Annotated in this window: 13 protein-coding genes; 9 read left to right on the top strand and 4 right to left on the bottom strand. The window is 43.6% G+C overall.

What is annotated here, in order from left to right; all coding sequences use genetic code 11:
* Nucleotides 1-11: 11 nt before the first annotated feature.
* Nucleotides 12-440 (bottom strand): IPExxxVDY family protein, encoded by a 429-nt coding sequence (locus ACXIUD_RS07655; protein WP_458052034.1) that lies wholly within the window; start codon nucleotides 438-440, stop codon nucleotides 12-14.
* 151 nt (nucleotides 441-591) lie between these two features.
* Between ACXIUD_RS07655 and ACXIUD_RS07650 the strand changes: the two genes are divergently transcribed.
* From ACXIUD_RS07650 to ACXIUD_RS07630, 5 genes are read left to right on the top strand one after another with little or no spacing between them, the layout of a single operon-like run.
* Entirely contained in the window at nucleotides 592-828 is a 237-nt protein-coding gene (locus ACXIUD_RS07650) for an acyl carrier protein (protein WP_008629501.1), read from the top strand.
* 21 nt (nucleotides 829-849) lie between these two features.
* Nucleotides 850-2,103 carry a beta-ketoacyl-ACP synthase II gene (gene fabF, locus ACXIUD_RS07645; RefSeq protein ID WP_458052033.1) on the top strand — a complete coding sequence of 418 codons (1,254 nt, stop codon included), beginning with the start codon at nucleotides 850-852 and terminating at the stop codon, nucleotides 2,101-2,103.
* Nucleotide 2,104: 1 nt separating this feature from the next.
* A complete protein-coding gene (gene rnc, locus ACXIUD_RS07640) occupies nucleotides 2,105-2,845 on the top strand; it encodes a ribonuclease III (RefSeq protein ID WP_458052032.1) in 741 nt (246 codons plus the stop codon).
* Between the two features lie 44 nt (nucleotides 2,846-2,889).
* Nucleotides 2,890-4,737, top strand: coding sequence for an NAD(+) synthase (nadE, locus tag ACXIUD_RS07635; protein ID WP_458052031.1), 1,848 nt, complete (start codon nucleotides 2,890-2,892; stop codon nucleotides 4,735-4,737).
* 32 nt (nucleotides 4,738-4,769) lie between these two features.
* Nucleotides 4,770-5,885, top strand: coding sequence for a prolipoprotein diacylglyceryl transferase (locus ACXIUD_RS07630; protein WP_458052030.1), 1,116 nt, complete (start codon nucleotides 4,770-4,772; stop codon nucleotides 5,883-5,885).
* Here the strand turns inward: ACXIUD_RS07630 and yidD are convergent.
* Nucleotides 5,867-6,079, bottom strand: a complete 213-nt coding sequence (gene yidD / locus ACXIUD_RS07625; protein WP_458052029.1) for a membrane protein insertion efficiency factor YidD — start codon at nucleotides 6,077-6,079, stop codon at nucleotides 5,867-5,869. The two genes, ACXIUD_RS07630 and yidD, sit on opposite strands and share 19 nt — an antisense overlap.
* Before the next feature lie 70 nt (nucleotides 6,080-6,149).
* On the opposite strand from yidD, the gene ACXIUD_RS07620 reads away from it, so the two are divergent.
* From ACXIUD_RS07620 to ACXIUD_RS07605, 4 genes are all read left to right on the top strand, one after another.
* On the top strand, nucleotides 6,150-7,604 hold the full coding sequence (locus ACXIUD_RS07620; protein ID WP_458052028.1) for a BamA/TamA family outer membrane protein: 1,455 nt from the start codon (nucleotides 6,150-6,152) through the stop codon (nucleotides 7,602-7,604).
* Between the two features lie 89 nt (nucleotides 7,605-7,693).
* Nucleotides 7,694-8,524, top strand: a complete 831-nt coding sequence (locus ACXIUD_RS07615) for a hypothetical protein (protein WP_458052027.1) — start codon at nucleotides 7,694-7,696, stop codon at nucleotides 8,522-8,524.
* Entirely contained in the window at nucleotides 8,521-10,617 is a 2,097-nt protein-coding gene (locus ACXIUD_RS07610; RefSeq protein ID WP_458052026.1) for a ComEA family DNA-binding protein, read from the top strand. The genes ACXIUD_RS07615 and ACXIUD_RS07610 overlap by 4 nt, the downstream gene beginning before the upstream one ends.
* 71 nt (nucleotides 10,618-10,688) lie before the next feature.
* Nucleotides 10,689-13,160 carry a zinc-dependent metalloprotease gene (locus tag ACXIUD_RS07605; RefSeq protein WP_458052025.1) on the top strand — a complete coding sequence of 824 codons (2,472 nt, stop codon included), beginning with the start codon at nucleotides 10,689-10,691 and terminating at the stop codon, nucleotides 13,158-13,160.
* A 1,171-nt stretch (nucleotides 13,161-14,331) separates the two neighbouring features.
* Here ACXIUD_RS07605 and ACXIUD_RS07600 read toward each other — a convergent pair.
* Together ACXIUD_RS07600 and ACXIUD_RS07595 are read right to left on the bottom strand one after the other, a co-directional pair.
* Nucleotides 14,332-14,469, bottom strand: coding sequence for a DUF2256 domain-containing protein (locus ACXIUD_RS07600; RefSeq protein WP_458052024.1), 138 nt, complete (start codon nucleotides 14,467-14,469; stop codon nucleotides 14,332-14,334).
* Nucleotides 14,466-15,014 carry a hypothetical protein gene (locus ACXIUD_RS07595; protein ID WP_458052023.1) on the bottom strand — a complete coding sequence of 183 codons (549 nt, stop codon included), beginning with the start codon at nucleotides 15,012-15,014 and terminating at the stop codon, nucleotides 14,466-14,468. The genes ACXIUD_RS07600 and ACXIUD_RS07595 overlap by 4 nt, the downstream gene beginning before the upstream one ends.
* Nucleotides 15,015-15,040: the final 26 nt, after the last annotated feature.

Raw genomic sequence — 15,040 nt, 5'->3', positions numbered from 1 at the left:
CAATTTTTAAGTTAATAGGTTAGTAGATTCTCTTTTGATTTTAATTTCGTTACGTCAATTTTCACCACATTCTGGATAAAATCAACGCTTGAAAGGCGCTCAATATACGTATTTAAATTTAATTCCTCCGTAAAGTCCTGTATGAGCATGAAGTAATCCATCATTTTCAATTCAGGAATCAAGTAAGCAGAAGTAGGTCCAAAGGTATTCGATTTGTTTTTCAAGAGTTGCACAAAACCGTGCTCTTTTTTTTCTAAAAATTGAGGTACAAACAAATCCGGCTGATTCAATAATTCCAAGTAATAATCATCTACCTTTTTGAGGCGGAGGTCAAGCTGCTTGTTGATTGCCCAAGCGAGCTTATAATCCTTTACCGGAGCTACAAAACCCAGGATTTCGAAATCAAATTGATAGTCAAAAACAAGTTTATTCTTTTTCATAAAAGCCGCCTCTATCTAGCTACAAAGGTAGAAATAAAGCTGAAAGATTGAGCTCTCAGGCATTTTCCATAATTTCATATCCTCATTTTTTTGGCAATAAGGTTATAAATATATTTCTTTGCGAAGTGTTTTAATTTAAACTGATCAAAAAATGTCTGAAATTGCACAAAAAGTAAAAGCCATTATCGTAGATAAATTGGGCGTAGAAGAATCTGAAGTTACTCCTGAGGCTAGCTTCACAAACGACCTTGGAGCTGACTCCTTGGATACTGTTGAGCTTATCATGGAATTTGAAAAGGAGTTTAACATCTCTATTCCAGATGACCAAGCTGAGCAAATCGGAACTGTAGGTCAGGCTATCAGCTACCTAGAAGCTAACGTAAAATAAAAAACACTATAAAATTCATTTATGAATTTAAGAAGAGTTGTAGTAACCGGTCTTGGTGCACTGACACCCATAGGCAACACCGTCGAGGAGTTCTGGAACGGTCTGTCCAATGGTGTGAGCGGCGCTGGACCGATTACTAAATTCGACGCCTCCCTGTTCAAAACCCAGTTTGCGTGCGAAGTCAAAAATTTTGACGTTGAGCAGTACTTAGATAAGAAAGAGGCAAGAAAATTAGACTTGTTTTCCCAATATGCCGTGGCTGCTGCCCAACAGGCAGTAGAAGATTCAGGCATCGATACCGAAAAGATTGATCTCAATCGTGCAGGTGTTATTCTTGGGTCAGGCATCGGAGGACTCAAGACGCTGGAGGATGAAGTAATCAACTTCACCACAGGCGATGGGACTCCCCGATACAATCCTTTTTTCATTCCAAAAATGATTGTAGATATCTGTGCAGGACACATATCCATCAAATATGGTTTCAAAGGACCTAATTTTGTAACGGTATCTGCTTGTGCTTCTTCTACTAACGCCATTTTGGATGCATTCAATTATATCCGTTGGAATAAAGCGGATATATTTATCACAGGCGGTTCAGAGGCAGTAGTGACTACTTCCTGCATAGGAGGTTTCAATGCCATGAAGGCGCTATCGCAAAGAAATGATTCTCCTGAGACTGCATCAAGACCTTTCGATAAAGAAAGAGATGGATTTGTATTGGGAGAAGGTGCTGCATGTATCATCTTAGAAGAGTATGAGCATGCAGTGGCAAGAGGTGCCAAAATCTATGCCGAAATGGTCGGTGGCGCTATGACTGCCGATGCCCATCATATTACAGCTCCGCATCCGGATGGAGACGGTGCCAGCAATGTGATGCGTTTAGCCATCGAGGATGCAGGCCTGAAGCCAGAAGATATTGATTATGTCAACGTGCACGGTACTTCTACCCCTCTGGGTGATGTGGCGGAAGTAAAAGCAATCCAAAAGGTATTTGGAGAGCATGCGTACAAACTCAATATCAGCAGTACCAAATCCATGACAGGCCACTTGCTCGGTGCAGCAGGAGCGGTAGAAGCATTAGCCTCTATCTTATCGGTCAAAAATGATCTGGTACCACCTACTATCAATCACTCCACACCGGACGAAAATATTGATAGTAACTTGAATTTGACTTTGAATAAGGCTCAGCACAGAACTGTGAGAGCTGCCTTGAGTAATACTTTTGGATTTGGTGGGCATAATTGCTCTGTCATCTTCAAAAAAATAGAAGAGTAACTTGAAACTTTCCCGCTTACTCCGCTTACGAGGAATATTCTACACGAAAAAAGACAAAAGGCTTGCTGCTTCCATCAAACACATGGCTGGCAGCAAGCCTTTTAACTTAGCCCTCTACAAATTAGCCATCAAGCATGCTTCCGTTTCTGATGAGTATGTCAATGGTCTTAAAATCTCCAATGAACGGCTGGAATACCTCGGCGATGCAGTCCTTGGAGCTGTAATTGCAGAATTTTTATTCATCAAATTCCCCTACCGGGATGAAGGATTCCTGACAGAAACCCGCTCCCGCATGGTCAATCGGGAGGCCTTGAACCAAATCGCTATCAAAATTGGTTTGGCCAAACTCATCTCCGAATCTTATGAAGGGCGAAACCTGAATGCCCATAAATCTATTTTCGGAGACTCTTTGGAGGCTTTGATCGGTGCTATTTACTTGGACCGTGGGTATAAATTCTGTAAAAAATTCATCCTCAAACGGATCGTGATACATTACGATGTGGATGAAATCATCAACACCACCACCAACTTCAAAAGCAAAATCATCGAATGGGCTCAAAAAGAAAATAAAGAGGTGGAATTCAAAATGGTTTCCATGACGGGCAATCAACGATTCAAGGAATTTTTGGTGGAAATATGGATTGAAAATGTATCCACTGCCTCTGGCAAAGGAAACACCAAGAAAAAAGCTGAGCAGGAAGCTTCCAAAAATGCCTGCGAGAAACTCGCTATTCAAATTTAGAACAGTATCTTTGATTATCGTGTTTGATAACTTTGAAACACAACATGTCAACTGTGAGAATTGCCTGCGCTACTGTCAATCAAACACCGCTTGATTGGACAGGAAATCTAGAACATATCATTGCTTCCATTGATGAAGCCCGAAACTCAGGAGTAGAGTTACTTTGCCTACCCGAATTAGCCATCACAGCCTATGGGAGTGAGGACCTATACCTAAGCTATTGGTTCCCAAAAAAAGCCCTTCAACAACTGCAAACCCTTCTACCCTATAGCCATGACATCACCGTCGCGGTAGGTCTGCCTGTTCGCATCGAATCCAAAGTCTACAACTGTATGGCTGTAATTGAAAATGGGGAATTACAGGGTTTGGTAGCCAAACAGTTTATGGCCATTGATGGGGTGCATTACGAATTCCGGTGGTTTACCCCGTGGGAAGCCTATAAAATCGTATCCTTGGATTTCTTTGGAAAGCAGGTACCCTTGGGAGATATCATCTTCGAGAAAAATGGTCTCAAATACGGATTCGAAATCTGTGAAGATGCCTGGAGAGGTGCCGAAAGACCGGGATTCCGATTGAAAGACAGACATGTAGACATCATTTTCAATCCTTCTGCCAGTCACTTTGCCATGGGCAAGACCTTGCAGCGAGAAGAATTGATGAAAAATTCATCCATATTAATGGATGCCACCTACTTCTACGTCAATCTTCTAGGGAATGAAGCAGGTAGAATGATCTTTGATGGAGAAATGTTGGTTGCCGATAAAGGACGCATCCTACTCCGCAACAAACTATTGTCCTTCCAGGATTTTCAAGTTTGCAGCTTTGATTACCAAAAAGATCTCAGCACCCATCCTGAAATCATCCATCAAGTAGACAAAAATCAGGAATTTGTACAAGCCTCCACTTTGGCACTATTTGACTACTTGAGAAAAAGTAAAAGCAAAGGCTTTGTGCTAAGCTTAAGTGGTGGTGCTGACTCCTCGACTATTGCCGTTTTGGTTGCCGAAATGGTGAGAAGAGGTATGGAAGAGTTAGGCTTGGAAAAATTCATTCAAAAAATCGGCATTCCTTTCCAAGCCACAAGTGACAATCCTGTCAAAGAATTTGTAGGAAAAATCTTTACCGTAGCTTACCAAGCTTCCAAAAACTCTTCCACGGATACCTTCGAAAGTGCCCGTTTATTGGCCGAAGACTTAGGCGCAGTATTTTATAATTGGGAGATTGCGGAGGAAGTACATTCCTATACTTCCAAAATCGAAACAGCCATAGGCAGAAAGCTTACGTGGGAACAGGACGACCTGACTTTGCAAAATATCCAAGCCCGTGCCCGCTCTCCAATCATTTGGATGCTGGCCAATATCAACAATGCTTTGCTGCTCAGCACTTCCAACCGAAGTGAAGGAGATGTAGGCTATGCCACGATGGATGGAGATACCAGCGGAAGCATCTCTCCTATCGCTGCCGTGGACAAGTATTTTATTCTACAATGGTTGCAATGGGCAGAAAAACATTTACAATACAAAGGCTTGAAAATGGTTAACAGCCTACAGCCAACCGCTGAATTACGCCCTTCTGAAAACCATCAAACTGATGAGGCCGATCTGATGCCTTACGCTCTGATTGTGGAAATAGAGCGCTTAGCCATCCGAGATAGACGCTCACCTATGGATGTATATCTCATCCTACAAGAAGAATTGGAGTACTCAGACCAAGAATTGAAAGATTATATTAAAAAGTTCTTTAGATTGTGGTCCCGAAATCAGTGGAAACGGGAACGCTTGGCTCCATCCTTTCATTTGGATGAGTTCAATGTAGACCCCAAAACCTGGTATCGTTTCCCTATCCTTTCCAAAGGATACGAAGAAGAATTACAAGAACTAGACACCTTATAACAGCGCAACTTGCGCAGCAATACAACCAAACTATGATACAATCGCTTATCAACTATATCGTATGGAGCCCCAACCCAGCTGTTTTTGACAGTTTCGATAGGCTTCGTTGGTACAGTTTATTGTTTGCCTTGGGATTCATAATTTCCCAGCAAATCATGATTTACATTTACCGAAAAGAAGGTCAGGATGATACCCTCGTGGACAAATTAACGATCTACATGGTCTTATCCACTATCATCGGTGCCCGCTTGGGTCATGTGCTTTTTTACGAACCTGAAAAATACCTCAGCAATCCCATTGACATCCTTAAGGTATGGGAAGGGGGATTGGCTAGTCATGGGGCAGCCATTGCCATTCTGATTGCTTTGTATATGTATTCCAAAAAAGTACCGAGCCAATCCTATCTGTGGGTGGTCGATAGAATCGTTATCGTTGTAGCCCTGACAGGAGCCCTCATTCGTATCGGAAACCTGATGAATTCAGAAATTGGGGGAAAAGCTACTGGTGATGACTCCGGTTTTGTTTTCGCACGGGACGCAGAGGAATACTTGCTATCCATGCGTATGCCTGTCTCTGCAGTGGATGCCTACAAACCCACTGACCGAGCCTCAGAGTTGACCGGAAATGGGATAGTACCCGTTAACTTCGATATCAAAATCGATAAGGGAGCCTATCAGGAAGCTGATTTGCGAACGGCGATTGAAACTGATGTGAAATTTGTCTTGACACGCTATAGAAGCTCTCAGAAATATTTGTCCGAAAGCCCTGAAACAGCCTTGAATTACGAGTTGATGGATAAGGGAGACCACTATTTAGTCACTGTCAAAACCTTTGGCGTCGCCCGCTACCCAACACAGATTTATGAGTCCTTATCTTATCTTCTGATCTTTATCGGGCTCTTCCTCGTATGGCAAAAATATAAATCCAGACTACCGGACGGCTTGTTCCTAGGTTTATTCTTGATTTCTGTTTTCGGGATGCGCTTTGTATGGGAGTTCCTGAAAGAAAATCAAGTGGAGTTTGAAGAGGGCTTAGCTTTCAATATGGGGCAAACACTCAGCATCCCATTAGTCATTGGAGGTTTGGTACTGATTGTATTGGCGCTTAAAAAAGGCTTGAAACCAATCGATCAAGGGACAGGGTCGTGACCATGACCTCCCCAAGGATTGCAACTGAGGATTCGTTTGATTCCTAACCAACCGCCTTTGAAGGGGCCATGCTTAAGGATGGCCTCTTTCGTATATTGGGAACAGGTTGGTGTGTACCTGCAACTGGGAGGAAATAAAGGAGATATCAGGTATTGATAAAATAATACGGGAAGTATCGCTATTTTTCGAATCATTGTTTTCACACTTGCAATTTACTGGAAAATGAGTAGAAATAGCGAATAATTCCTAAGGAGTATACAATTCATGAAGATTATACAGGCATTTATTCGCGTTGGGCTACTGAGCACTTTTCTACTCGTTGGAATAGGTGGTATTGCCTTTGCACAAGATCAGGATAGCTTGCCTGCTATATTTGAAAATGCCCCACAAAAAGTTACCATCAATAATATTTTTGTCATAGGGAATGAAAAAACCCGCAAGAACATCATCCTTCGGGAATTGACCATCCAATCAGGAATTGAATACGACTGGGAAGAGTTGTTGCTACAAATCATAGCCGATGAAAAGAAGATTTACAACCTTATGCTTTTTAATTCGGTAGAAATCACCCCCCTAATGACAGGCACCGAACAAATTGAATTATTGGTTGCCGTCACAGAACGTTGGTATATCATTCCCCAAATCAAATTAAATATCGCTGACCGTAACCTGGCAGAATGGTGGACCAACCAAAACCGGGATCTTTCACGAATTAACTTTGGGGCAAAATTGGCCCATTACAATGTAGGTGGTCGAAATGAAAAACTGCGAGTTGGAGGACAATTAGGTTTTATCCGTGAGTTTGAGTTTTTCTATGACAAACCTTACATAGATAAAAACCAAAAACATGGATTGGCTTTTCAGTTTTTGTATTTCACGCAAAAAAATCTGGCTGTAAAATCTGAAAACAACCGACAGATTTTCTTTACCAATGAAAATGAAGATGTCCTGAGAAGAAACACTTCGGCATTTTTAAGATACACGTATCGGGGGAGTTTCTATAACTTCCATTTTGTCACCTTTGGATACACCAATACCCGAATCAATGAAGATGTCTTTACCCAAAACCCTAACTTCTTCCTCCATGGAAAACCTGATTTGGGGTTCTTGGCATTGGGTTACACCTTTCGTCATGATAATCGGGACAATGTGGCGTACCCTACACAAGGGCAATTGCTAAATGTAGGTTTAATGCGTTATGGATTGACAGGATGGGATGATGTACAGGATATGGAGTTTACTTTGATGGCCAGCAAATACCATCGACTCAGCCGTAAGTTCCATATAGCCACAGGTGCTTCCCTCAATGCTTTTTTGGGAGACCGACAGCCCTATACCTTGGTACGAGGAATTGGCTACAATCCTTACTTTATCCGAGGCTATGAATTGAATGTGATCGAAGGACAGACCACTTTGGTTCAGAAAAACTCTCTGCGCTACAACTTCCTGAATTTGAATTTTGACCTGACGGGTTTGATGCCAATTGAGCAGTTTACGACCTTACCTTTTAAATTTTATCTCAGTGGAAACTTTGACCATGGTTTTGTGCAGGATAGAAATCGCCTGCCTGAAAATCTCCGATTGACCAATCGTTATTTGTTTGGATATGGACTGGGTTTGGATATGGTGACCTTGCATGATATGACCATTCGCTTCGAATACTCCATTAACAGTATGAACGAGGGAGCACTTTTTATCAATATTCGAGCACCATTCTAAGCAGCTGAAATTAAACGTTTATTGAAACGTTTAATCTTCGTTGAAATCTTTTCAAAAGACTAATTTCATGCAAATTAGATCACGAAAAGATGGCATACAAAATCCGTTTTCTAGCTTTACTGATTTACTTTGGGCAAATTCCCTTGGCCAATGCACAAATGGGAACTGAAGTCCTGCCACGAGGTGCCCGCAGCCTAGGGATGGGAAATGCAAGTGCCAGCCTATCCGATGCTTGGGCTATTTTCAATAATCCTGCTGGTATAGCTGGGCTGCAACAATCACAGGTATTTTTCGGCTATGACCATCGACTGGATCTGAATGAATTGACTACGCTCTCCGCTGGCATGATTCAATCCCGTGACAAATTTAGTTATGGATTAGCTGCTTCCCGCTTTGGGGGGGAGCTTTTTACCCAACATCTCATCGGGGCAGCCATTACCAATCAGATGGGCATCACGAGCTTGGGGCTCAAAGTCAGCTACCTTCAAACAGCTATGGAAGGCTTCGGTACAGGCGGGTCTTGGCTGATTGATTTTGGAGGAATAGCGGAATTGACGCCCCATCTCTTCTTCGCAGCCCATATTTTCAACCTTACCCGCTCCAACTATGGGGGAGCTTCTTGGGATAGAGTCCCCACAGTCGTCAAATCAGGGATTTCTTTTCGCCCCTCAGAAAAAGTGATGACCAATGTAGAGGTAGAAAAAGATATCCTCTATCCGGCTATTCTGAAAGTTGGCTTGGAGTATAACTTCTACCAAAAACTTTGGGGAAGAGCAGGTATGAACAATCAACCTCAGCAGCTTTTCTTCGGCATAGGCTGCACAGGGAAGCGTCTAGCCTTTGACTACTCCATGACCCAACATCCCCGATTGGGTAATACCCATCATTTTTCCCTCAACATTCAACTGTCCAATGAATGAGACATACTGCCTTGATATGGATTTTTTTGCTGCTAAGCTTCTGTACCCTGGCACAAACCTACCGCAGGGGAGAAATCAATTTGGAGAATTTTGTGGAAGAACTTTTTGCCCAGCAGCGGGAGGAGGCGGAGTATGAAGACCTCTATGAAAATGTACTCCAACTTCTTCTCAATCCTATTGATCTGAACAAGGCCAATGAAGAAGACCTGAAATCACTCTTTATCCTGCTACCTCATCAGGTCAAAGCTTTGGTGTCCCATCGGGAGAAGTTCGGGAAATTTATCAGCCTCTATGAACTGCAAGCGGTAGAAGGTTTTGATTTGCTATTGATTGAGCGCTTGCTTCCTTTTGTGCAGGTGGGTGAAAGTGTTCAAAAGCAAGTCCCCTTTTGGCAGCGGGTTAAGGAAAGTAGGGATGCTTACTTTATCTTCCGGGTCAGCAGAGTATTGGAAACTCGCAGAGGCTTCACTCCACCGGACACCTTGTCTAATGGCCGTCTGACTTCTCGCTACTTAGGAGACCCCAATAGTCTTTATGGACGCTTTCGTATACAGCAGGCTAAGGACTTTTCCATGGGCTTTACCATAGACAAAGATGCAGGAGAGCAATTTATCTGGGACCACAGCAATCAACGCTATGGCTTTAATTTTTTCTCCTATCACTTGACCCTTTACAATCGTGGGAAATTCAAAACCATTCATTTGGGAGATTATCAGTTACAAGTAGGGCAAGGCTTGGTATTTGGGGCAGGCTTTTCGCCTGGAAAAGGAGCTGAAACCATTACCACTGTCCGAAGGAGCACCATTGGAATTCGACCATATACTGCGGCATTGGAATTCGGTTTTTTCCGGGGAGTTGCCGCTACTTATCGCAAAGGATTGGTTGACTTTACCGTTTTGGCATCCCACCTTCCCAGAGATGGAAACTTGAATTTTACGGCAGATACGTTGGAGCAAGGACGCAGCTTTATCAGTTCCCTACAAACCTCTGGATTGCATCGCACACCAACCGAAATCAGTTATCGCAGACAAGCCACTGAATCCAATCTTGGGGGAAACATTCATTTCCAAAGTGCTGACCGCAAGCTACAGGCAGGCGTCAACTCCCTGTTCACTACTTTCTCCCAACCCTTCGAGCGGAATTGGCAGCGATACAACCAATTTGAATTTCGGGGACAGGATAACCACATCCATAGTCTTTATTTAGGCTACAACTTTCAAAACCATTACCTCTTTGGGGAGACAGCCATTTCCAAAAGCGGGGGAACTGGAACCGTCTTGGGTCTGATGAGTTCCCTACATCCCCAACTGGCCTTTTCCATGGTTTGGAGGAAATTTGACAAAAACTTCCATAGCTTCTATGGGAATGCCTTCTCGGAAAGCAGCCGACCCATCAATGAAACGGGACTTTACATGGGGTTAAACTACAAGGCCAATCAGCAATGGTCCATGTCCTTTTACTACGATTACTTCCGATTCCCTTGGTTGCGTTTTCGGGTCTATGCACCTTCCTCGGGGCATGAATGGCTTGGTCGTGTGCAATACAAACCCTCCCGCAAAATCCTCTTATTTGCACAACTGAGAGAGGAATCTAAAGCTCGGAATCTGCGAGCAGCGGACAATACATCCAACTTTTACCTGTTGGACCAAGGCACCCGCTACAATTATGTGGTCAATTTAGATATGGGCATCAACCGACACTTTAGCATGAAAAGTAGGGTGATGGGTAGTAGTTTTCATTTCAATCAGCAGACTACCCGTGGTTTTGCTATTTCCCAGGACCTGAATGTGGATTATCAACGTTGGCGAATCAGCAGTAGATTTGCCTTATTCGACACAGATGATTTTGATAACCGGCAATTTTTATTTGAGCGAAATGTACTTTGGCTGTTTTCAATCCCCGCCTTGAACGGACAGGGACTGCGTTATTACTTGCTCGGGCAATACAAATTGGGAGAACGGATTACCTGTTGGGCACGCTTTGCGCGGACTATTTTCACAGATCGGGAGATCATAGGCTCTGGATTACAGCAAATCCAAGGAAATCGACAGACAGAGCTTGTCTTCCAAGTCCGCTACCAATTCCTTCGATAAATTCCACTATTGGTCAGGACTTGTAGAAAAGTTTTGATATTTTAGGGCTTCATCAACAACCACCATTCCCCATGCGAACAATTTCTTTGATCTGCTTGAGTTTTCTGTGCTTCACTTTTATCACCCTTCAAGCGCAAACGCTGGATCTCAGCAAACTGGAAAAGAAAGAAGGTTTTTACAATTTCTATTTGGACGATTCCAAAGGTAAGATTTACTTGGAAGTCGACCGATTGGAAGATGAATTCCTATATGTTAACTCCATGCCTGCCGGAGTAGGCTCCAATGATATTGGTTTGGATAGAGGGCAGTTGGGAAGAACCCGCATTGTGGAGTTCCGAAAAGCCGGCAACAAAATCCTCCTATTTCATAAAAATTATGATTTCCGAGCTTATAGTGATAACCCCGCAGAAGTGAAGTCTGTGAAAGATGCCTTTGCAGAATCGGTTCTTTGGGGTTTTGATATTGCGCAGGAGAGCAACGGGAAATTTATAGTAGATGCTACTGCTTTTTACCTGCAAGATGCCCACCAAGTGGCAGAGAAACTGGGTAGTGCAAGGCAAGGAACCTATCGCTTAGATAACAGTCGCAGTGCTATTTATTCCGACATGACCAAAAACTTTCCAAAAAACACGGAAGTGGAAGCCATCATTACGGTGACTGGCACTCCTACAGGGGGCTATATTCGATCCGTTACCCCTTCTCCAGAAGCGGTGACGGTGAGACAACGGCATTCCTTTATTGAGTTGCCGGATGATGGATATCAACCACGCGTATTTGACCCTCGATCGGGCTATTTCCATATCAGCTACATGGATTTCACTTCTCCTATCGGGGATATGATGACCAAGAAGTTCATTTCCCGTCATCGACTTGAAAAGAAAGACCCAACCGCAGCTGTTTCAGAGGTTGTCAAACCAATTGTTTACTACCTGGATAGAGGAACGCCGGAACCTGTTCGCTCAGCACTTTTAGAAGGTGGTAACTGGTGGGCGGAGGCCTTTGAAGCTGCCGGGTTTAAAGATGCTTACCGAGTGGAACTTGCTCCCGAAGGCATGGACCCTATGGATGTTCGCTACAATGTAATTCAATGGGTGCACCGCTCTACCAGGGGATGGTCATATGGTTCATCGGTAAGGGACCCTCGTACAGGAGAGATCATCAAAGGGCATGTTACCTTAGGTTCCCTACGTGTACGTCAGGATTACCTGATCGCTCAGGGCTTATTGCAGCCTTTTGAGAATGGTCAACCAGCTAATCCTGCTATGCTGGAAATGGCTTTGGCAAGACTGAGACAGTTATCTGCTCATGAAATTGGTCATACCATTGGTTTAGCCCATGCCTACGCCTCCTCTCCTACCAATCGCGCTTCCGTTATGGATTATCCTTATCCTTTGATTCAGCAAAAGGAAGATGGGAGCATTGATTTATCCAATGCCTATGATGATAAAATCGGTGATTGGGACAAATGGGCTATTCGCTACGGCTATGAAACTATTCCAACAGGACATACTGAAGCAGCACATTTGAAAAAGTTATTGGAAGATACTTATGCTGCTGGACATACCTTCATCTCTGACACCGATTCCCGTCATCCAAGTGGTTCCCACCCTACGGCTCACTTATGGGATAATGGAGAGTCCGCGAGTAATGAATTGGTTCGTCTACTTCGTATCCGCAACGATCGCTTAAAAACATTTGGATTAAATGCCATCCAAGACGGTCAACCCGAAGCGCTCATGGAAGAAGCACTCGTGCCCTTATTCTTGATGCACCGTTATCAGGTGGAAGCAGTCTCCAAACTTTTGGGAGGCTTGGATTATACCTACAAAATCAAGGGTGATAATCAGCGTATTCAGTCTCGCTTGGATGCTACCATGCAGGACAGGGCCCTTTCCAGTTTGTTGCTAACCATCAGCCCCGAAAACTTGATGGTGCCTACGCACATTTTGGATAGGATTCCACCAAGGCCGATGGGATATAGTCGTAACCGGGAAACCTTCCCATCCAGAAATGGATTGAATTTTGATCCTTTGGCACCGGCAGAAAATATTGTGGATATGGTTTTCAGCTTTTTGTTTGAAGTGGGCAGAGCCAATCGTCTGCAACAACAAGCCCTGATGGATAACTCTTTGCCTTCATTTGTCACTGTATTGGAAAAAACAATCGAACAGGTCTTTGACAACTCCTACTCCGAGGACTATAGGGGAGAAATCAAGGTGATGACCGAGCATAAATTAATCGATCATTTGATTGCGCTCGCCAACCATCCTAATGCATCAGTTACAGTCAGAGCAAATGTCAGAAAACAGCTGAAAGATATGGTCAGAAACAATGATCGAGAATCTACAAGAGTGTATAATACCTTATTCCGCAGCCGCACGCTGGGTTTCCGAAATCAACGAAATATTGTCGACCAATACCTAGCAGACAAAATCTTCAGCTATCTAGAATTACCCGAAAAACTCAGTATCCCAGCTGAGCTATCCATCCCGGATGGCGCACCGATCGGAACAGATGAGATTTATTGTGATTTTGAGCAGTGAACAGTGGGCAACAATTTAGAATTAGGAATGAGGAATGAAGAATGACAGTGGACTGACGGGTAGTGGTGGAGTTGACAGTTAGCAGTGGGAAGTGAACAGTGAGCAGTGGGAATTAAGAATGAAGAATTAGTAATGCTTGTGCTGAGCGTAGTCGAAGCAAAGAATGAAATGGTCCTGCGGCTTTTAAGCCACTAAAGTGTTTAGAATTTAAAGATGTTAATGAGCTGAATTTTTAAGGGATACCTAAATCAATAGCCGTGGGTTTTAACCCCCGGCATTGGAGGGGAATTGAATAGTCCGCTGTCCGAGATTTGCAATCTCGGTCAGCAGATAAAAAGGGATTTGCAATCCCCTAGGGGTATTTTTTTTCAATCTTAAAAAAACCTATTTGCGATAAATCCGCTCAATCCCCTCGATCTGCAGGAAAATTAGACGTGAGACGCTAGACTCGATCGAAGGAGGAAGGAGGAAGGAGGAGGGATGAAGGAGGGATTTAGTGAGAACCTGAACTTTCCGTCAGGAAAAAAATCTGTGGAAATCAGTGAAGATCACTTTTGAAATCTGTGTTCAAACCATTTTCTGCGGATTCCGTGCTTTCTGCGAGAGCAACCACGAATTTGGCTAATTCCGCTAATTTTTTCTGCGGTTTCCGTGCATTCTGCGAGAGACCCATCAATTGCCTCGGGTTTTAACCCGGGGTGGAAATGTGTTCCCAACCTGAATCCAGAGGCTCGCACAGTGATTATCTTCGGGCTGAAAAGCGTTTTACGAGCCGATAAGGGGTGTTTTCTTTCGGATGTGGTTCTAATTGAGTTTGTGAGGAAAAATATTTTGTGAAGGAGTATTTTGAACTAACAACCAATTCCCCCTTGAATAGCACCTCGGCTTCGCTCGGTGACCTGGGCCTTGGTAGGGAACTGGGGGTAGAAGGGGATGCGGCGTCGCCGCATCCCCTTCTACCCCCTTCTTTTAACCCCGATAATCCGATCCCCGAGCTTGCCTGCATCAAGCAGGCTTGCCTGCATCAAGCAGGCTTGCCGAGGGGCTTTTTTTAGGCAAATCTTTAATCCAGGCCTTTTTGCGGTTTCCGTGCATTCTGCGAAAGATATCCAGGCTTAGTTTGACGCTTTCAGATTCTGGAGTCTCATTTCCTGGATACGGGGCAGGCTACTTACGTTTTTAATTTGCTCCCAGCGCACCTTTTCGAACAATACTTTACATGTTCCCAATTCTTCTCCCATTTCTTGCGCCAAGTGAAGGGACGATTGCAGACAGGACACATTTTGGTGGGCAGATGTTGCTTTTTCATGGCATAAAACCTCCCCTGACAAAGCGATAGGTAGCTAAGACCTCCACCCAATCATTGATGGCGTAATCATACACCGACTTCTCCACTTCAATCTCCACTGTCAGTTGATCAATAAGCGTGATTCCAAGGATGACACCGCTGGAGTTTGTGGGTTGACTGGATTCGTTGACTATTTGAAAGGTATCCGAAAGCTCATCAAACTCAACCAACAAGCGTACATTCTCTGCTCCAAATCGAATGATGGGTATATTGTTGTTTGTGGTGAGGATATTGGAAGTAAAAAGTGAGAATACCAATTCATCTATATCCTCCTCTACTAAGGTCATCCGTGTATTGATTACCTGGGAAACTCCTTCTATTCCCTCAAGAAAATTGTTAGAGCTTACCCCATTATTATTCAAATCAACCGACTGATTGATGCTGATGGCCTGAAGGTTATAATTCCCATAAAAAAAACGCGGAGGTTCTTCCCTATTTGTTTCACATGAAAGGAATCCAAGCATCAAAAATATCACTACATAATTCAGTCTTTTGTTATTACTCATCTTCTTGAAATTTTATAAAATGCGGC

Source organism: Mongoliitalea sp., from assembly GCF_054166905.1.
The sequence above is the reverse complement of the archived record's forward strand: the minus strand, read 5'-3'. Positions and strand labels throughout refer to the sequence as shown.